This window comes from Flavobacterium daemonense (assembly GCF_007341385.1).
GTDB lineage: Bacteria > Bacteroidota > Bacteroidia > Flavobacteriales > Flavobacteriaceae > Flavobacterium > Flavobacterium daemonense.
This window is the reverse complement of sequence record NZ_VJYD01000002.1, coordinates 179853-198684: the sequence shown is the minus strand read 5'-3', so window position 1 is coordinate 198684 and position 18832 is coordinate 179853. Positions and strand designations below refer to the sequence as shown.

The 18832-nt window shown below is 32.0% G+C and carries 16 protein-coding genes; 6 read left to right on the top strand and 10 right to left on the bottom strand.

The features are described from left to right. Positions 1–106 precede the first annotated feature (106 nt). Both FND99_RS03155 and FND99_RS03150 read left to right on the top strand, forming a co-directional pair. Positions 107–1456: a serine hydrolase domain-containing protein gene (locus tag FND99_RS03155; protein WP_144336541.1), complete on the top strand. Its 1350-nt coding sequence runs from the start codon at positions 107–109 to the stop codon at positions 1454–1456. Between the two features lie 3 nt (positions 1457–1459). Beyond that, positions 1460–1930 carry a hypothetical protein gene (locus FND99_RS03150; protein WP_144336540.1) on the top strand — a complete coding sequence of 157 codons (471 nt, stop codon included), beginning with the start codon at positions 1460–1462 and terminating at the stop codon, positions 1928–1930. A gap of 118 nt (positions 1931–2048) precedes the next feature. Here FND99_RS03150 and sufD read toward each other — a convergent pair whose 3' ends face one another. From sufD to FND99_RS03115, 7 genes are all read right to left on the bottom strand, one after another. After that, on the bottom strand, positions 2049–3365 hold the full coding sequence (sufD, locus tag FND99_RS03145) for a Fe-S cluster assembly protein SufD (RefSeq protein WP_144336800.1): 1317 nt from the start codon (positions 3363–3365) through the stop codon (positions 2049–2051). Positions 3366–3483: 118 nt separating this feature from the next. Beyond that, a complete protein-coding gene (locus FND99_RS03140) occupies positions 3484–3852 on the bottom strand; it encodes a four helix bundle protein (RefSeq protein ID WP_012023264.1) in 369 nt (122 codons plus the stop codon). A 43-nt stretch (positions 3853–3895) separates the two neighbouring features. Beyond that, the gene (gene sufC, locus FND99_RS03135; RefSeq protein ID WP_008466070.1) at positions 3896–4642 is read right to left on the bottom strand and encodes a Fe-S cluster assembly ATPase SufC; all 747 of its coding nucleotides are present in this window, start codon (positions 4640–4642) and stop codon (positions 3896–3898) included. A gap of 13 nt (positions 4643–4655) precedes the next feature. Further along, positions 4656–5144 (bottom strand): flavodoxin family protein, encoded by a 489-nt coding sequence (locus tag FND99_RS03130; protein ID WP_144336539.1) that lies wholly within the window; start codon positions 5142–5144, stop codon positions 4656–4658. Between the two features lie 36 nt (positions 5145–5180). Further along, entirely contained in the window at positions 5181–5384 is a 204-nt protein-coding gene (locus tag FND99_RS03125; protein ID WP_144336538.1) for a DUF2683 family protein, read from the bottom strand. 11 nt (positions 5385–5395) lie between these two features. Beyond that, positions 5396–6844, bottom strand: a complete 1449-nt coding sequence (gene sufB, locus FND99_RS03120; protein WP_111286338.1) for a Fe-S cluster assembly protein SufB — start codon at positions 6842–6844, stop codon at positions 5396–5398. Positions 6845–6938: 94 nt separating this feature from the next. Beyond that, positions 6939–7268: a HesB/IscA family protein gene (locus FND99_RS03115; RefSeq protein WP_111286450.1), complete on the bottom strand. Its 330-nt coding sequence runs from the start codon at positions 7266–7268 to the stop codon at positions 6939–6941. 363 nt (positions 7269–7631) lie between these two features. Between FND99_RS03115 and FND99_RS03110 the strand changes: the two genes are divergently transcribed. The 4 genes from FND99_RS03110 to FND99_RS03095 all read left to right on the top strand — a co-directional run bounded on the left by FND99_RS03110 (position 7632) and on the right by FND99_RS03095 (position 12712). Then, positions 7632–8552: a hypothetical protein gene (locus FND99_RS03110; RefSeq protein ID WP_144336537.1), complete on the top strand. Its 921-nt coding sequence runs from the start codon at positions 7632–7634 to the stop codon at positions 8550–8552. Positions 8553–8788: 236 nt separating this feature from the next. Then, a complete protein-coding gene (locus FND99_RS03105; RefSeq protein ID WP_144336536.1) occupies positions 8789–9646 on the top strand; it encodes an MBL fold metallo-hydrolase in 858 nt (285 codons plus the stop codon). A gap of 285 nt (positions 9647–9931) precedes the next feature. Next, entirely contained in the window at positions 9932–11074 is a 1143-nt protein-coding gene (locus tag FND99_RS03100; RefSeq protein ID WP_144336535.1) for a hypothetical protein, read from the top strand. A gap of 6 nt (positions 11075–11080) precedes the next feature. Continuing rightward, positions 11081–12712 carry a hypothetical protein gene (locus FND99_RS03095; RefSeq protein WP_144336534.1) on the top strand — a complete coding sequence of 544 codons (1632 nt, stop codon included), beginning with the start codon at positions 11081–11083 and terminating at the stop codon, positions 12710–12712. Positions 12713–12780: 68 nt separating this feature from the next. On the opposite strand, the gene FND99_RS03090 is transcribed toward FND99_RS03095, so the two are convergent. The 3 genes from FND99_RS03090 to FND99_RS03080 form a co-directional block, all read right to left on the bottom strand. Then, positions 12781–13800 (bottom strand): DUF481 domain-containing protein, encoded by a 1020-nt coding sequence (locus tag FND99_RS03090; protein ID WP_144336533.1) that lies wholly within the window; start codon positions 13798–13800, stop codon positions 12781–12783. A gap of 144 nt (positions 13801–13944) precedes the next feature. Continuing rightward, a complete protein-coding gene (locus FND99_RS03085; protein WP_144336532.1) occupies positions 13945–14640 on the bottom strand; it encodes a fibronectin type III domain-containing protein in 696 nt (231 codons plus the stop codon). 2 nt (positions 14641–14642) lie between these two features. Further along, positions 14643–18668, bottom strand: coding sequence for a T9SS type A sorting domain-containing protein (locus FND99_RS03080; RefSeq protein WP_144336531.1), 4026 nt, complete (start codon positions 18666–18668; stop codon positions 14643–14645). Between the last annotated feature and the right edge of the window lie 164 nt (positions 18669–18832).

Genomic DNA, 18832 nt, shown 5'->3' with positions numbered 1-18832 from the left:
AAAAATCAATTCGCTTTTATGCATTATCCGAATCATATTTGTAATTTCAGTTCTAAAAACGTGAACATAAATTATTTATATTGCATTAAAAATAGTTAACATCATTATGAAAAAATTTCTAAAAGTACTTGTACTTGCTCTAGTTCTTGCTTTTTTGTATTTCGGATTCACCACTTATCCGAAACTGGATTTAATTTCTGGCTTTTCAGCTAAAAGTGTTGCTTCAGGACATTTTATGGATCATCGTCCGCTTGATTTAATTCAGAAAACAGACAATGATATCCCTTTGTTGGACCTTGCAACCAATACAATTAATGATGCCGGAAAATTTGCAACATCAGCCGTTTATGGTTTAAAAGAAAGAAAAGCAATTTATAGAGAAGGTTTGGGTGCTCTGTTGATTAATGATGATTATGATATTTCGAAACCTTATTTGCTTCCAAAAAGAACAAAATTGGTTAACAATCTTCCTTTTCCTTACGGGAATAACGAACCAAAAGATTCTGCTTTCACGAATGTGGATTACGCAAAATTAAAAAAAGCAATTGATGACTCATTCGATAAAAATGGCGGAAAAGCAAAACGTACTCGTGCAGTCGTAGTTTTGTATAAAGACAAATTAATTGGTGAAAAATATGATACAGGTTTCAATAAAGACAGCAAAATTTTAGGCTGGTCGATGACAAAAAGTATAACAAGTTCTGCTTTTGGAGTTTTGGTTAAACAAGGCAAAATTGATATTTACAAACCAGCGCCAATCAAAGAATGGCAAAATGACGAGCGTAAAAATATTACGATTAACGATTTGCTTCACATGAATTCTGGTTTAGAATGGGAAGAAAATTACAGTACAATTTGTGATGCCACACAAATGCTTTTTCAGTCTGCAGATATGGGGAAAGTGCAAATGGACAAACCTGCGAAATATAAACCAAACACGCATTGGTATTATTCATCAGGAACGACAAACTTATTATCAAGAATTTTAAGAAGCCAATTTAAAACCCAACAAGAATATCTTGATTTTTGGTACAGCGCCGTAATCGACAAAATCGGAATGAACTCGATGATTGTTGAGCAAGATATGTCTGGAACATTTGTGGGTTCATCTTACGGATGGGCAACACCGAGAGACTGGTCAAAATTTGGATTACTTTATCTTCACAAAGGAAATTGGAATGGTGAACAAATATTTGACGAAAGCTGGGTAAAATACACAGCAACACCAACCAATACTTCTGAAGGAAAATATGGAGCGCAATTTTGGTTAAATGCCGGAGGGAAATTCCCGGATGTTCCTCGTGATATGTTTTATTGCAGTGGGTATCAAGGTCAAATGGTGGTGATTATTCCGTCTTTGGATATGGTAATCGTGAGAATGGGAGTGAAGGAAGAAGAACCTGGTTTTGATTTTAATGGGTTTCTGAAGGGGATTATTGAGAGTGTGAAGAAATAATAAATGGCAATTTTAAAAAGAATAGAAAATGATGAGCTTTATTTATATATGAATGGAGTTCTCATTTATAAACGTTGGTTAAGTACTGGAAACTCTAAAGTATTTGACATTATGGCTTATGACAAATATACATTAATGAGTTATACAGATTTACAGTATGAGAATTCAAATGGATTATTATCTGTTAAAGCAAAGATTAAATTAAAAGATACTGCCGAAGGAGGAAGACGAACAGGAATTGCAAGTGGCTATAGACCTGATCATGTTTTTGAGTATGGGAAAGATGGAAAAATAAATCAAGCTTTTATGGGAGATATTATTTTTGAAAATCAATCAACTATCGAACCAGGAGAAGAAAAAACAGTAACAGTCAGATTTTTACTTAATCAGCCAATTGAAAAATATCTTAATAAAGGACAAGTGTGGTGGATTCACGAAGGGCCAAATTTAGTTGGAATTGGAGAAATTTTGTAAATATTATTGGGTAATTAACCGCAAAGACGCCAAGTAAAAAGCGCAAAGTTCGCAAAGTTTTGTAATAAACCTTTGCGAACTTTGCGTAATTCTTTGCGAACCTTGCGGTTAAACAATACTACAAATCAAATCCTAAATTCACGCCTAATTTCGTAGCAATGATTTTAGTAATTCTTTGTTTTAATTCAGGTATTTTGATGCTTTCGATAACGGCATTTGAGAATGCGTACATCAATAAAGCTTTAGCTTCTTTTTTAGGAATTCCACGAGACTGCATGTAGAACATTGCTGTTTCATCAAGCTGTCCAACTGTACAACCGTGAGAACATTTTACGTCATCAGCAAAAATTTCCAATTGTGGTTTTGCATTGATAGTTGCTTTGTCACTCAATAAAATATTGTTGCTTTTTTGGAAAGCATTTGTTTTTTGAGCTTCTTTTTCTACCAAAACTTTTCCGTTGAAAACTCCTGTTGAGCGATCAGAGAAAATTCCTTTATAATCTTGGAAACTTTCGCAGTTTGGTTGTGCGTGGTTTACCAAAGTATAATGATCAACGTGTTGTTTGTCGTTTAAGATTGAAATTCCGTTTAACGTACTTGTCAATCTTTCACCATAGTGATAGAAATTCAAGTTGTTACGCGTAAGATTTCCACCAAAAGAGAAAGTGTGCACATAAGCGTGACTTTCTTGTTGTTGCGAAACATAAGTATTGTCAATTAAATTCGCTTCGCTATTATCGTTTTGAATTTTGTAATAATCAACAATCGCACGTTTTTGAGCAAAAATCTCAGTAACAGAGTTTGTTAAAACTGGGTTTTCATTCAAACTTTGGTGACGCTCAATAATTTGAACATGCGAATTTTCACCCACAATTACCAAATTTCTTGGCTGAACCATTAAAGCCGCTTCGTTTCCAGTTGAGAAATACATAATCTCAATTGGTTTGTCAGCTACTTTTTTCTTTGGGATATTGATAAAAGCACCTTCAATAGCAAAAGCCGTATTCAATGAAGTCAAGCTATCATCTTTGCTTGCAATTTGATTGAAGTACGTATCAATAACCATTTTATATTTTGGTTTGGTCAATGCCGATGACATCAAGCAAACATCGATTCCGTCATGCGTTGTTGAAGACAAATGCGAGCTGAAAACGCCGTCAATAAATACTAATTTGTACGTATCGATTTCGTGTAAAAAGTATTTTTTTACTTGGTTGAATTCGATTGCATTTTCCTGTTTTGGAAAAACCGTAAAGTCATTTTTTAAGATGGCATTTAGCGATGTATATTTCCAAGCTTCTTCTTTTTTGGTTGGGAAACCTTTATTTTCGAAGTTTTTTATAGCATTTGTGCGTATGTCATGTAAATCTGAATGTACATCGACACGCTCTTCAAAAGCCATAAAAGACGATACTAATTTTTCTTTTAAATCCATTGTTCTTTTTAGTCTTAAAGTCGAAAGTCGAAAGTCGAAAGACTTAGGATTGTCGACTGTTTTTGCCAAAAGGTTAAAAATTTAAAGCATAAAGTTTGAGACTTTATGACTTTCGACTTTATGACTTTGGGCTCAAATATTTAATGAAACCGCTTAATAATTTCGATATTTCTGTTATCGATTCTAAAAGCATTTCAAATTCTTCTTTTATAATATATTCTAAATCAAAAGCTAAATATAATTGAGATCTAACTTCTCCTGCAGATGCTTTGGCTACATATAAAAAGTAAATAAACTCTTTGTCTGTATTTCTCTCAAAACCTTCTGCTATATTTGATGATATAGAAAGTGATGCGCGTCTAATTTGTCTAACAAAATCAAAGTCTTTTTTGAAATTAGAATTCTCAGTAATCAAATATATTTTCTTATTGAAGATTCGAGATTTTTGCCAGGAATTTATTTCTTCAAAAGATTTGAACTTACTCATATTGTATTTCTGACTTTATGACTTTCGGCTTTACGACTTATAATTAGTTTTCTGCCTTGATCCAATCGTAACCCTTTTCCTCTAGCTCATATGCTAGCTCTTTTCCGCCAGATTTTACGATTCTTCCGTTGTAAAGAACGTGAACGAAATCAGGAACGATATAATCTAACAAACGTTGGTAGTGCGTGATTACAATAATTGCGTTTTTGTCGCTTTTTAATTTGTTAACACCATTTGCAACGATTCTTAAAGCATCGATATCAAGTCCAGAATCTGTTTCGTCAAGGATAGCTAATTTTGGTTCTAGCATAGCCATTTGAAAAATCTCGTTTCTTTTTTTCTCACCACCAGAAAAACCTTCGTTTAAAGAACGTGATAAAAATTTACGATCAATTTCTAATAATTCCGATTTCTCACGAATAACTTTTAGCATTTCGTTTGCCGGCATTTCTTCTTGACCGTTTGCTTTACGAGTTTCGTTGATTGCAGTTTTCATAAAGTTAGTTACACTAACTCCAGGAATTTCTACAGGATATTGAAACGAAAGGAAAACTCCTTTGTGTGCTCTTTCTTCAGGAGCTAAATCAGCAAGATCTTCTCCGTCAAGGATAACTTCTCCATCTGTAACTTCATAGTTTTCGTTTCCTGCAATAACAGCCGAAAGTGTACTTTTTCCAGAACCATTTGGTCCCATGATAGCGTGTACTTCGCCAGCTTTAACTTCTATATTAATTCCTTTCAGGATTTCTTTATCACCAATCGCGGCGTGAAGGTTTTTTATTGATAACATTGTTTTTTTTATTTTATATAAATGTCAATTCTATTTTTGTTTGTTGGTTTAGGATGTTGGCATTAAAATGCGCGTGTCCTAAATATTCCATGCCTAAATAATCGGCTGTTTTTTTAAACGGAATGTAGAAACTATCTTCAATTTCATCGTCGTGCGAATTTGATATCACGCCAATTTTCTTTCCTCTCAATTTTCTTCCGGTTTCTTTTTCAATTCGGATCAAATCTGAAAACCGATCAAAAAAGACCTTCATGATTCCGCTCATATTATACCAATAGATGGGCGTTGCAAAAATGAAAGTGTCATGATTTTCGATAATTCTTTTGATCAAAGGCAAAAAATCATCTTCTATATTTTTGCTTTCGTAATCATAATATGAAATATTATAATCACTTAAATTTACTACATCAATATGGTGTTCTTTCGCAATTTCATCTACAATTTTCGTTGTATTTCCATTTTTTCGGGAAGAACCTAAAATGATGACTTTTTTATTTTCCATTAATACTTATTCGTAATGTCCTTTTAATGAAAATGATTATTTCCACAAATTGTCTAAATCTTCTTTAGTCATTTTAATTCCTCTACCTTCCTCTATATCTTTTTGTCCTTGTAAAATCTCTTTTACAAATTCGGAATTATATGGTTTTTCCTGCTCTTCAATTTCGAAACCAAGACGTTTTGCTAATGCTTTTAAAACAGGCAAATCTTTTTTCTTTACATTTTTAAGGGTAAGATTCATAACTTAAGGTATTATCCTACAGAACCTTCTAAAGAAATCTCTAATAATTTTTGAGCTTCAACAGCAAATTCCATTGGAAGTTTGTTCAATACATCTTTACTGAAACCGTTTACAATTAAGGCAATCGCTTTTTCAGTCGGGATACCTCTTTGGTTGCAATAAAAAACCTGATCTTCTCCAATTTTACTTGTAGTTGCTTCGTGCTCAATTTTAGCTGATGGATTTTTACTTTCAATGTATGGGAAAGTATGTGCACCGCAATTGTTACCCATTAATAATGAATCACATTGAGAAAAGTTTCTTGCATTCTCCGCTCTTGGGCTAATTTGCACTAAACCACGGTAACTATTTTGTGATTTACCAGCCGAAATACCTTTAGAAATAATAGTCGATTTAGTGTTTTTTCCTAAATGGATCATTTTTGTTCCAGTATCCGCTTGCTGGAAGTTATTTGTAACAGCAATTGAATAAAATTCTCCTACTGAATTATCTCCTTTTAATACACAAGAAGGATATTTCCAAGTTACAGCAGAACCAGTTTCAACCTGAGTCCAAGAAATTTTAGCGTTAGTTTCGCATAAACCTCTTTTGGTTACAAAGTTGTAAACTCCACCTTTTCCTTCTTTATTTCCAGGGAACCAGTTTTGAACAGTAGAATATTTAATTTCAGCATCGTCAAGCGCAATCAATTCAACCACAGCAGCGTGTAATTGGTTTTCGTCACGGCTTGGAGCAGTACATCCTTCAAGGTAAGAAACGTAGCTCCCTTCATCAGCAATAACTAACGTTCTTTCGAATTGTCCCGTTCCTGCTTGATTGATTCTGAAATAAGTTGAAAGTTCCATTGGACATTTAACGCCTTTTGGAATATAACAGAAACTTCCGTCAGAGAAAACCGCTGAGTTTAATGCTGCGTAGAAGTTGTCTTTTTGAGGTACAACAGTTCCTAAATATTTTTTTACTAATTCAGGATGTTCTTTGATAGCTTCAGAAATTGGACAGAAAATAATTCCTTTTTCGGCCAAAGTTTTCTTGAAAGTCGTTGCTACAGAAACAGAATCGACAACAATATCCATAGCGACATTGTTCATCATTTTTTGTTCGTCAACAGAAATTCCTAACTTTTTGTACATCTCTAATAATTCTGGATCAACATCATCCAAAGTTTTATTAGGATCTACTTGTTTTGGAGCTGAATAATAAGAGATCGCTTGAAAATCTGGTTTTTCATAACGAACGTTTGCCCATTCAGGTTCGATCATTTCTTTCCAAGCACGGAAAGCCTCGATGCGCCATTCGGTCATCCATTCAGGCTCTTCCTTTTTAAGAGAAATAGCTCTTACAATTTCTTCATTTAAACCAATAGGGAAAGTCTCAGATTCTATATTGGTATAAAATCCGTACTCATATTCTTTAGTTTCGAGTTCGATTTTTAAATCGTCTTCTGTGTATTTGCTCATTGTTTTTTTATTGAAAGATTTAAAAATTGAAGGATTTAAGTAGAATCAGTTCTGTAATTTTTAAATCTTTAAATTTTGCAATCGTTTAATTATTTTAAAGAGAGAATGATTCTCCGCAACCGCAAGTTCTGCTTGCGTTTGGATTATTGAATACAAATCCTTTTCCGTTTAATCCGCCTGAAAATTCAAGAATTGTTCCAGCTAAATAAAGGAATGATTTTTTTTCAACTGCGATTTGTATATCATTGTCTACGAATATCTTGTCATCTTCGCCTTTGGTTTTGTCAAATTTCAAATCGTACGACAAACCAGAGCATCCGCCACTTTTCACTCCTACACGTACGTAGTCGTGTGCGGCGTCAAAACCATCATCTGTCATCAAATCGATGATTTTCTTTTTGGCTGTATCAGAAACTTTTATCATTGTGTTTATAGTTTTTAATTTTCTTTCATTGCCAGAATCGCTTAAAAAAGTAATCGAATTATTACAATTTAAACAGCTGTCTATCAATGTTCAAATGAAATTGTCTGCAAAGATACGACTTAAAAACCTTTTTCCATAACGGTTCACATTATTATAACAAATGTTAAAATAGATAGAAGTTATTTTATGTTTTAAAAACCTTTCAGAATACTATGTTTTTTAGGAAAATAAAAAGAAACTTACAAAAAGTTATCCGATTGGTTATTAAATTATTAAGAATTAACAAAAAACGTTAAAATCCCGTAGTTTTACCTATTCGTAGTTTTAAATTTATGGTATTTTTGCACAAAATTATGAGTAATTATGAAGAAAAATTACAAAGATAGCTGGATTAAAGCACTTTTTGCAGTAATTTTTATTTTTGGTATAGGTGCTACATATTTGATTTTCAGCAATGAGCCAAATAACGAAACAGAACAGCCGACAGTTGGCAAATTAGAAATCATAGGCCCTGCATCAGAGTCTGTTGATCAGGAAAATATATTAGATTCTTTGAATAATTTGAAATTAGCCTACGATGTCGCTATTTTCGAAAAAACAGCGCTATCTGAAGAATTAGAACTTGAAAAAAAGAACATTGAGAATTTGATGGAAATCATCAAAGCATCTAAAAATCCGTCAGGCGAACAAATCAAAATTTACCGCAAGCAGCTTTCTGATCTTAAAGTTACTTTAGATACTAAGGTGGCGGAGATTAAAAAATTAAAATCTCAGAATAAAAATCTGTTGAATGAAATTGAGAGCCAAAATGTTGTCATGTACAAACAAAAAGCTGAAAATGACACCTTAATTTCAAAACAGAAAAAACTGGAATCAACTTTAAAAGATGCTTCAAAACTTTCTTTAGGAAATTTTAAAGTCGCGGCTTTTAATGAAAGAAGCTCAGGAAAAGAACAAGAAACTACAAAAGCTAAAAATACAAATAAGCTTAAAATAAGCTTTTCTGTAAATGGAAATTCGGTTGCAAAAACAGGAAAAAGAGTTTATTATATTCAGGTTTTGGATCAAAGAAACACCGTTATGGGCGAGAATAAATTAATTGAATTTGGTAATGACAAAGCGTTGGTTTATAGTTTTTTAGTTGCTGTTGATTATCAAGGAAAAATGGCAAATGTTTATGGCGTTTTGAATGATGATTTAGCTAAGTTTAAAAAGGGAACTTATTTTGTCAATTTCTTCGACAAACAAGAAATAATGGGGAGTTCTTCGATTACTTTAGAATAAAAGAAATTTTTTAGCCCACTCCCGATAGCTATCGGGATTACTAGTTTAACGGATTTTCACAGATTTTGAAAAAGCGTCGAACATATTTAGTTTACCACTAAAAAAACCGTGTAGATCAGCTAAATCTGCAAAATCAGCGGCCAATTTAACATGCATAAAAGATACATATTTAGAGAATGAATAGCAAAACGAAATTGGATTTGCTAGCTTTGTTTTCTTAATAGAAATTCTTTTTTATGAAACTTTATCCAATAGAATCTGGAAATTTTAAGTTAGACGGAGGTGCAATGTTTGGCGTTGTTCCTAAAACAATTTGGAACAAAACAAATCCAGCCGATGCCAATAATTTAATTGACATTGCGGCACGGTGTCTGCTGATTGAAGATGGAAACCGCCTTATTTTAATTGATACCGGAATGGGTGACAAACAATCGGAGAAATTTTTTGGGTATTATTCACTTTGGGGTTCGCATTCTATTGATAAATCTTTGGCAAAATATGGTTTTCACCGAGACGATATCACCGATGTTTTTATGACGCACTTGCATTTTGATCATTGTGGCGGAAGTGTTCAATGGAATTCGGATAAAACGGGTTATGAACCGGCTTTTAAAAATGCAAAATTCTGGACGAATGAAAATCATTGGGAATGGGCAACAAAGCCAAATCAGCGTGAAAAAGCATCTTTTCTGGCAGAGAATATTTTGCCAATGCAGGAAAGCGGCCAATTAAATTTTGTTGAAAGACCGGAAAGTGATTTTGGTTTTTCCGCAGAATTAGGTTTCGATATTTTTTATGTTGACGGCCATACCGAAAAACAAATGATTCCGCATATCAAATACAAAGGCAAAACGATTGTTTTTTGTGCCGATTTGCTGGCAACAGCCGGACATATTCCGTTGCCTTATGTAATGGGTTACGACACAAGACCCTTGTTGACGATGCCAGAAAAAGCAAAATTGCTCAACTCAGCTGCCGATCAGAATTATTATTTGTTTTTAGAACATGATGCCCACAATCAAATTATAACAGTAGAACATACTGAAAAAGGAGTTCGTTTGAAAGAAGTATTTACCTGCGAAGACGTTTTTTAAGACTTTTCCATAAAATTTTAAATTCCTGCTTTTTTGTAAAAAAAGAGCAGGATTTTTTTGCTTTTTTCGAAAGAAAACTCTGTAGTTGTAAAACTACAAGATAGGTTTTTTTATTACTTATATAACAATTAGAAATTAACAAAAAAATTTTTATAGGATGCGGTATATAAAAGCCTTGGACTGTGTGAAATTTAACACAATATTCTTCAGTTGATAGTTCTATAAAGTTGTTTTTTAGTAAAATTATGGATAGGTTTGTGCTCAAAATTTATTAATAATTAACCTATGAAAAAAATTATTGCTTTTATTTTATTAATGTCTGTTTTTAGCTCAAAAGCACAGAAAGTAGACCTTGATCGTTTTTATTTTGGTGTGAATTATCAAATTCTTCCTAAAGAATATGTTCCTTTCGAAAAGAGAACTTTTTCATCACACGTAAAGTTAGGCTCGGCTTTATATAGTTATGTAAATCCGGAAAGTGCAAATGAAAAAGTTTATATAACAGGCTGGAAAAAAGTTGAAGCGAACGGTACTGTTGATATCGAACTTAACTTAGAAGATTTTGTTGAAAGAAGTGCTTCAACTCAGACAAGAGTTGAAGAAGAGCGAAAAGATAAAGATGGCAAAGTTACATCACCTCGAAAAGTATATTATTATGTAGTTGCAACCTATGCAACAAGAGGTTATGCTAAAGTAAAAGGCCCAGTTACTGCAACGCCAGTTTCAGATAAACAAATCGAAGAAGAAAAAGCAAAACAAGCTGCTGTGGCTAGCAATAGATTTTTGAAAAATGCAGTTGTGAAAAAAGATTCTACTGCTTCAAATGAAGGTTTTAATGTTAGTTTCAATGGTGAATTAAAATACACTTCAAAAGAATCTTTAGATCCGTCATTGCCTTACAAGGAGTTTAACATGAACAGAACAGCTATCAAAGATCAAACATTAAGAGATTTTGCTAATAACTCATTATCGACTTTCGGTAATAATATTGATAGAGTTTACGGTTTCAAACCTAAAAGTGATAACGAAATTTTATGGATTTTGGATGCAAAAAGCGATGAAGGAAAAACTCAGATCGAGGCAATTCAGGCAGTGAAAGCTTTATTTGCGACTATGAAAGCAGATGAGCCAATTGATGATTTAAAATCTAATATGCAACCTCTTATCGAATATTTTGATTCATTGAAAACAAAATATACTGAGGATAACAAACCTTCTCGTAAAATGAGATATTCGGCTTATTATAATTTAGCTGTTATTTATCTTATGTTAGATCAGCCAGAAAAAACTATTGCTGAGTCTGAGAAATTGATCGCTAATGATTACGACAAAAGTGATGGAAAAGCATTGATCGAAAGAGCAAATAGTTTAATTGCAAGTTTTAAAGCATCAAAATTGAATACTACACATAACCCAGCCCTAAAATAAAAATTCATGAAAAATTTTACTAGAGTTATTTTATTAATGGTACTTGCGAGTATCACACAAACTGTAAGTGCTCAAGGCAATGGTTGGTTCAGTTGGAAACCTGGATCGATATTAAATGCATTGAACTTACGCGGACCAGTGCCACCAAAGGATCCACAATACGGAAAATACAAATCATACGAAATGATTCTGGACCTTGCTCCTGGATTGGAAAAAAGTATGAATAACAGAAAAATTCCATTTTCACAGGAGAAATATTATGAAGCATTTAATATTTCAGGTTTGAAAAAACAAAAAGACGGCGAATTTAAAGTAAAATACAATTTGACTCGTTTTGAGCTTGTAAACGATGAAGATTATGTACAAAATTCATATCAAAATGCTCCAGCATATTATATTGGTATGGAATCTAACTTAGAAATATTTGACAAAACAGGAAAGTTAATTTACAAAAGATATACTACTCCTAAAGTTTGCATGTTTGTTATAGATCCAAAAGAGACATATGATAATTTAACGTACAAAATCTTGACTGATAATTTTTACAGCATGATGGAAGAGTTTGAAGCGTTTTATCTTTATGGTCCAAAAATCACGAACTTAAGATATTCTGATCTGGAAAAAAAGAAAAAATCAAAATCAACATTTAATATTGATGAATACAATCAATCACTTCAGGTATTACCAACTTTGGTTGATGTTGATAGAGAAAACTGGGCAGATTTATTTGGAGAGGCTCAAAAATACTGGAAAGAACTTGTAAATTTTGAAGATAAAGCGGATGAGGATTTAGCAAAAAATATCAGATTTAGCGCTAATTACAATTTAGCTGGTACTTATATCCTTTTAGGAAATACGGAAGAAGCTGCGAAGTATTTGCCAGGAATTAAAGAAAATGAAAAATCATTTTTTGGTATGAGAAAAGACCATCCATACATTACAGGTCTAATAGAAGATATCGATAAATACAAAAAACTTACTGAAAAAGCATTTACGATTGAAGCAATTGCTCAGGAACCAGTTTTGCCATCTTACAAAAAAGCAGAGACAGCTTTTAGATATGCTGAATTTGATGGAGAAGTTTTAGATACTGATTCTAAGGTTTGGAAAGGTAAAGTTAGAATTATCAGTGATTACCCTGAGTTGGTTGATTTAAGAACGGAGCAAACGGCTTCTGCTTTTAGATCATTGGTCGACGGTATTGGTTCAGAAAAAAGTTCGGTAAGAATTTATGTTGAAGGACAAAAAAAGCCAGAAAAAACGAACTTGAAAAAAGTAGTTAATATCAAAGATAACGAAGGCAGACTATATATTGTAGGTAAAACAGGAAGAGGAGTAGGCATAAGCAGCGACGTAAATACAAAAAGATACTCGATGTTTGAAGAAGTTAAAAAAGGTACGAAAGTTTCATTGTTCCATGAATTCTTTCCACAAGATGCTTATACTTTGAAAAAAACAGTTGAAGATGAATTCTTCATTCCACCAGTTTTCTTAGGAAGAAGAAAAGCATTAAAAGAATATTTCTCTGATTGTCCTGCAATGATTGAGAGTATTGATAAAGGAGACTACGATTTTGAAAATAAAGAAACGTACATCAAAATGTTTGACGATTACACTAAATTATGTGGTAACTCATAATTTGCTTTTTAATTACAATTTGAAGAAAGGGCTGTCATTTTTGACAGTCCTTTTTTTATTTTGAACCTTTAATCTAATTTCCATCCAAAGGTGGTCTGGAAAACATAGTCGTCTTTTGGGGAACCAGGTTTTGGCTTATTGTCATAATTATAAACAAACGACAGCTTGATGAAAAAATCCAGAGGAAGATCGTATTTTGTATCTAAAGAAAAATCAGTACGGACCCTTTTGCTTTCCGTAATACTCGGAAAAACGGTGGCTTTAGTCTGGATGCTGAAATCGCCAATGTCATATAAGTTGAAATCCGTTCCTAAAAACAGCTCCAAACTTTTATTTGCCTCCTCTGTTTCGGTATAACGTTCATGGTTGAACGACAATCCAGAGGCAACTCCCCAATATTTTTTGTTGCTGTGCATGAGATATTTTCCATATCCTGCTTTTGAAATGACTCGAAGCTTGATATCTTGTTCGGTATTTGATAAAGTGGTTACTGATAACGGAATAAAATAATCTTTTGGAAGCAAATGAACATAACTTAATTCGGAATCAATCCTACGAATTGGATCGCTCTCGTCCTGAGTAGATTGCAGATGTTTGTACATTGCTGTGCCATACCATCTTTTTGCCGTGTAGCCTAAGTTTACGTTTGCAGTTAATTGCTGTAAATTTTGGGCTTTGGTCAATTTTATTCCCACGTCAAAACTGGCGTCGAGTCGGTCCCAAAAACTTTCATCGACAGGTTTTATGTAAACAATATCCGTAAGATCAACAATAGATTTGGTCTGAGTTTCGACATTTGTAATTTCGCATTTATTAGGCGCTTTGATTTTCGAAATTATTCCGTTTAACAAAACTCCATTGGTCAAATTGATAATATGGACTCTTTCTGAACCAATATTTTTTACATATTTCCATTCCAGTTTAAAATCATCTTTGCTGTAATCGGTTTCGATTTGAACAACGCCTTTGTTCATTATTTTTATTTCGCCCACAAGAATATCGTTGTTTTTCAATACTAGCGTATCGCAGGTCTGTGCACTGGCTTTGAAGAAAAATAAAAGAAAAAATAAAAGTATGATTTTCTTCATATTGGGTTTTATTTCTTTGGAAATCAGCTTGTAAGACTAAAGTTAGAAATAAAAACGTAATGAAAAACAGAAATATAAAAAAATCCCATTTTCAAATAAATGAAAATAGGATTTTTTGGTTAATTAAATTGTGGTTAAAAAATGTTAATTGGTTTTAAATTTCCAAACTTGACCAACAGTTTCTCCGCCTTTATTGTCTTTTACAACAACTCTCCAGAAATATTGTTTGCCAGGTTCTATAGTTACATCAAGTGAATTCGCTCCTTGGTTTTCACTTGCTTTAGCAGTTGGCGGATTCGCCGTTCCAAAATAAACATCATAAGTCAAAACATCTGCAGTATCAACATCAGAAGCTGTCCATTTTAAGGTTGCAGTAGTAGTGCTTAAAGCAGCATTCATAATTGGCTGTACTAATTCTGGAGCAAAAGGCAAATGATTTACAACAGCATCTCCAGAAGTATAAAATTTGAAAGTAGCCGAATATGCACTTGCTAATCCTTTAGCATCCGTTGCTTTTATTCTCCAGTAATAAGCCGTGTTTTTGCTTAATACAAAAGAAGCCACATTGTCAGCACCATCAAAAGTTTTTTCGATTTGAGCAAAAGTATTGTCTTTTGCGACCTGAATTTGATAAGTGATAGCATCATTTTCTTTATCTGTGGCTTTGTTCCATTGAAAAGAAACCGTATTGTCTAAACAAAGTTTGTTGTCAACTGGACCAACTAATGTTGGAACAGTTGGAGCGGTGTTTGTTATTGGTGGTGTAACGGGATCATCTGAGCTACCACTGCAAGAAATAAAAACTAAGCTGATAATTGAGAGATATATAAAATTCTTCATTTTTATTTTTTTATGATTTTAACGAATTCCGGAGTTTCAAAATAGATTTTAGCTGCATAAATTCCTGAAGGCTGATCTTCAAGATTCAATTTCACTTTTCCATTTTCGATGCTGTAGTTTCTAGCCGAAACCAGTTGACCTCCAAAATTGTATAATTCGATCGTAACTTCTTTATCCTGTGATGGGATTTCGATTTCAAAACTTCCAGAAGTTGGGTTTGGATAAGCTGCTAAAGTTCCATAGATATCTAATCTTGCAATTTTTTTAGAATAAACTCCTTCGCAGGCTTTTGATGATACAACTTCTAATAAACCGCCTTTTTCAAGATCTAAAGAGAAACTAGAATCGTTTGTTTCAAACTGTGCTTGACCATCAATAAATACAGTAAACGGCGCAGTTCCTTCAGTAATTTCAACATCAACTTTTTTAGCAGTTATACTAGATTTTCCAGTAATAGTTGCACCTTTCTGAATGGTAACATTAAATATTTGTTCATAGTTTTCCTCAGGAATAATTATAGAAATTGTATAAATTCCGGGTATTAAATTTGACACTTTTAGAGTGTTGTTGCTAAACGTATAGGCTTTTCCGCCAATATTTGTTTGATAAATATATGTTGCTTTTGCAGTAATGTTTATTTCGCCATTGTTTTGACCAAGACAAGATTCTCCTTTTGTTTCTACAGTAAAATTGTCGCTTGGTAGTACAAGAGTAGATCCACAGTTTGTATTGTAGGTAGCTGTTGCGTCTTTTTTATTTATCCATTTTGTATTAGAATATGTTTCATTATCAACCTGAATGCATGTTAAATCTGGATTGTTTGCAAAATTTAAATAACCAGTATGAATAAAATCCAAATTGGCATTATTTCCATTCTTTATATTCAAAAAAGTTAAATTATTATTAGAGCACATAATTGTAGTTAGAAGCCCATTTTTAGAGAGATTTAAAGTTTTTATTTTATTTCCAGAACAAGCTATTGATTTCAATTTTGTATTTTGAAAAACATCAAGATTTTGCAATTGATTATAACTACAAGTAAAATATTCTAAATCTAAATTTTTAGAAACATCAAGGATTGATAATTGATTCGTAGAACAACTCAAAGATCTTAATTTATTGTTTAAAGTAACATCTAATGTTGTCAAGGAGTTATTTGTAACTGACAAAACTTCCAAAAGCAAGTTTTTAGAAACATCTAATTTATTTACTTGATTATTGTCTAAACTTAGTTCTCTTAATTTTATATTTTTTGAGACATCTATATCTTTTATTTTGTTTGAAGTGAAATCTAAATACGATAATAAGTTATTTTTTGAAATGTCTAATTTAGACAGGTTGTTAGAATAACATGAAATAGACCATAAATTTGCATTTTGGGAGACATCTAAAGATTCTAATTTGTTGTTATAACATAGTATGGAACCCAGTGCTTTGTTATTGGAAATATCTAAAGTCGTGATTGCGTTATTATAACATTCAAAAACATTTAATGAAGGATTTTTAGAAACATCTACAGTACTCAGTTTATTGCCCCAACATGCGAATTGAATCAATAAAGTATTTTTAGAAATATCTATAGTACTTAGATTATTTTCGGAACAACTAAATTCTGTTAGTTTGGTATTCTTAGAAATATCTAGAACTGTAATGTTATTTTGTGAAACATATAATCCCTTTAATGCTACAAAATCTTCAATGCCACTTAAATTGGAGATATTGCTTCCTGATACATTTAGAGACGTAAGACTCTCAATGTTTTCTGAAAGAATTTTTCCATCAGCTTTTCCTGAATCGATGCCCAGCGATATTAGTTTTTTTTCAAAATTAATATCTGGAATTAAAGTATAACGACTACAAATTGAGCCATAACTAGCCAAGTCATCTTTTTTAGAAAGCCAAGAGGTGTTAAAAACAGTTGGATTATCAACAAGAATACACGCCAATGGAGCATTGCTTGTAAAATTTGTTTCAAATGTATTTGTTAACGTATTTTTTCCGTTTTTTAAATTTAGCAATGTGATTTTGTTTTTTGAACAGTCTAAAGAAATCAGCGCTATATTTTTGGAAACATCTAAATTTGTTAATTGATTATTTGCACAGTTGATTTTTTCTAACTTAACATTTGCAAAAACATCAAGACTGCTTAAATTGTTTGCAGAACAATTTAAAATGGTCAAATTACTATTATTAGATATATTTAAACTTCCCAATTTGTTATTAGAACAAATTAGATTACTTAAATCGTTGTTTTTGGAAATATTTAAATCTGATAATTGATTTGACGAGCAATTTAGTGTCTTCAATTTTATAAATTTTTCAATTCCTGTTAAATCAAAAATAGAACTGCCAGAAACATCTAAAGAAGTTATAAATCTTATTTTTGAAGTTAATACTTTTCCGTCTGCGGTTCCAGAATCAATACCTAAAGCAATTAATTTTTTTTCAAAATTGATATCCGGGATTAAGGTGTAGGGATCGCATAAAACGTTATATGTAGCTGTTATGTCCTTGCTGTTAGTCCAGTTTGTATTAGAATAAAATTCATCATCTACTTGAATACATTCTAAATTGATATTGTTTTTAAAGGAGTAGTTGGTGAATAAACTGTTGGCCCCATTCTTTAAATTTAATTCCAATAAATTATTTGAATCACATAAAATTTCTCTCAACAAGGTATTTAATGAAACATCTAAATTTATAAGTTGATTGTTACGACAGGATAAAGAGGTCAAATTACTATTTGTGGAAACATCTAGCGAGGATAGCAAGTTATTATCGCAATTAAGACTCGTCAACATTTTGTTGTTCTTGCATTCTAATGTTTTTAATTGATTGCTGAAAACATTAAGCGTTTTTAATTGATCTAAAGCAGATATGTCTAGAGCCGATAATAAATTTTTACTACAATTTACATCTGTTAATAGTTTATTGTTGTTTAATTGCAGGTCAGTTATTTGGTTGTTGTTTAGGTCAAGTGTTTTGATCAAATTGGCATTTGTAAAGTTAACCCCTGTCAATAAATTAGAAGATCCGTTTACGTCAGTTAATAAAGAATTGTACCAAAAATCAACTGCAGATAATTTATTATTTGAAAAATTCAAAGTAGTTAAATCCGAGTTTTTAGTTAGATCTAAATCGGTTAAAAGATTATTATTACAATATAAAAATTTAAGCTTTTTTGAATAAAGGGGTTTCAAAGAGGTTAAATTATTATTAGAAACATTTAGAGTAACTAGACTCATAAAATTTTCAATTCCAGATAAATCAGAAATAGAGCTATTAGAAACATCAAGCGATGTAATCGAGATAATATTTGCAGTTAAAACTCGGCCATTTATTCCATCAGTGTCAATTCCTAAGTTTATTAATTTATTCTCGAAATTCTTATCTGGAATATTGGTATAAGATTGCCCGCAAGAACTTGAATAAACGGCATTTTTGTCTTTATTATCAGCCCAGTTTAAGTTGGAATAATTTGGGTCGTCAACTTCAATACAACTTAAATGCGGATTATCTGTAAAATCAAAAAAGAGATCTTTAAATTTGGTGTTATTCCCATTTTTTAGATTTAAACTAATTAGCTCATTCTTAGAGCAAAAAATACCTTGTAAAATTGGATTTTTGGAAACATCAAGATCAGTTAAAAAGTTTTCTGAACAAAATACGCTGACAAGAGCTGGTAGTTTTGAAAAATCCAGACTTGTTAAGTTATTGCCTCTACAGTCTAAGATGCCTAATTTTATATTTTTAGATAAATCTAATTTTGTAAGTAAGTTTAATTTGCATGTCAGACCAACTAGTTCTGTAAAATCTTCAATACCGGTTAAATCCTTAATTTCTGAATCTGTGACATCTAAATTTATTACTGTATTGATGTTTGATGTCAATATTTTTCCGTCTGGAGCGCCAGAATCAAGACCTAAGGAAATTAGTTTTTTTTCAAAATTAAGATCAGGTATTGTCGTATACTGCGCATAAATAGAAAAATTTGCCAGAAACAGCAACAAGAGTAGTTTTGTTTTCATAGAATAATTTTAGAAATAAGGTCGCGCAATAATATCTTTTTTAAGCGGAGATTCCTTACGGAAAAGCGTAATTGCGTGATTTTATTCTATATTTTTTGAAAAAAAACTATAAATGGCTGTGTTTTTTTGTTTTTTGTAAGTTTAGTTTTAAGTATTTGATATAG

What these genes read in the sequence shown, in the direction of transcription:
- sufB (WP_111286338.1), bottom strand. Translation starts at nt 6,844, where the DNA reads ATGAGCAAATACACAGAAGACGATTTAAAAATCGAACTCGAAACTAAA.
- sufC (WP_008466070.1), bottom strand. Translation starts at nt 4,642, where the DNA reads ATGTTATCAATAAAAAACCTTCACGCCGCGATTGGTGATAAAGAAATC.
- FND99_RS03090 (WP_144336533.1), bottom strand. Translation starts at nt 13,800, where the DNA reads ATGAAGAAAATCATACTTTTATTTTTTCTTTTATTTTTCTTCAAAGCC.
- FND99_RS03080 (WP_144336531.1), bottom strand. Translation starts at nt 18,668, where the DNA reads ATGAAAACAAAACTACTCTTGTTGCTGTTTCTGGCAAATTTTTCTATT.
- FND99_RS03115 (WP_111286450.1), bottom strand. Translation starts at nt 7,268, where the DNA reads ATGATAAAAGTTTCTGATACAGCCAAAAAGAAAATCATCGATTTGATG.
- FND99_RS03085 (WP_144336532.1), bottom strand. Translation starts at nt 14,640, where the DNA reads ATGAAGAATTTTATATATCTCTCAATTATCAGCTTAGTTTTTATTTCT.
- sufD (WP_144336800.1), bottom strand. Translation starts at nt 3,365, where the DNA reads ATGGATTTAAAAGAAAAATTAGTATCGTCTTTTATGGCTTTTGAAGAG.
- FND99_RS03150 (WP_144336540.1), top strand. Translation starts at nt 1,460, where the DNA reads ATGGCAATTTTAAAAAGAATAGAAAATGATGAGCTTTATTTATATATG.
- FND99_RS03100 (WP_144336535.1), top strand. Translation starts at nt 9,932, where the DNA reads ATGAAAAAAATTATTGCTTTTATTTTATTAATGTCTGTTTTTAGCTCA.
- FND99_RS03155 (WP_144336541.1), top strand. Translation starts at nt 107, where the DNA reads ATGAAAAAATTTCTAAAAGTACTTGTACTTGCTCTAGTTCTTGCTTTT.
- FND99_RS03105 (WP_144336536.1), top strand. Translation starts at nt 8,789, where the DNA reads ATGAAACTTTATCCAATAGAATCTGGAAATTTTAAGTTAGACGGAGGT.
- FND99_RS03125 (WP_144336538.1), bottom strand. Translation starts at nt 5,384, where the DNA reads ATGAATCTTACCCTTAAAAATGTAAAGAAAAAAGATTTGCCTGTTTTA.
- FND99_RS03140 (WP_012023264.1), bottom strand. Translation starts at nt 3,852, where the DNA reads ATGAGTAAGTTCAAATCTTTTGAAGAAATAAATTCCTGGCAAAAATCT.
- FND99_RS03130 (WP_144336539.1), bottom strand. Translation starts at nt 5,144, where the DNA reads ATGGAAAATAAAAAAGTCATCATTTTAGGTTCTTCCCGAAAAAATGGA.
- FND99_RS03095 (WP_144336534.1), top strand. Translation starts at nt 11,081, where the DNA reads ATGAAAAATTTTACTAGAGTTATTTTATTAATGGTACTTGCGAGTATC.
- FND99_RS03110 (WP_144336537.1), top strand. Translation starts at nt 7,632, where the DNA reads ATGAAGAAAAATTACAAAGATAGCTGGATTAAAGCACTTTTTGCAGTA.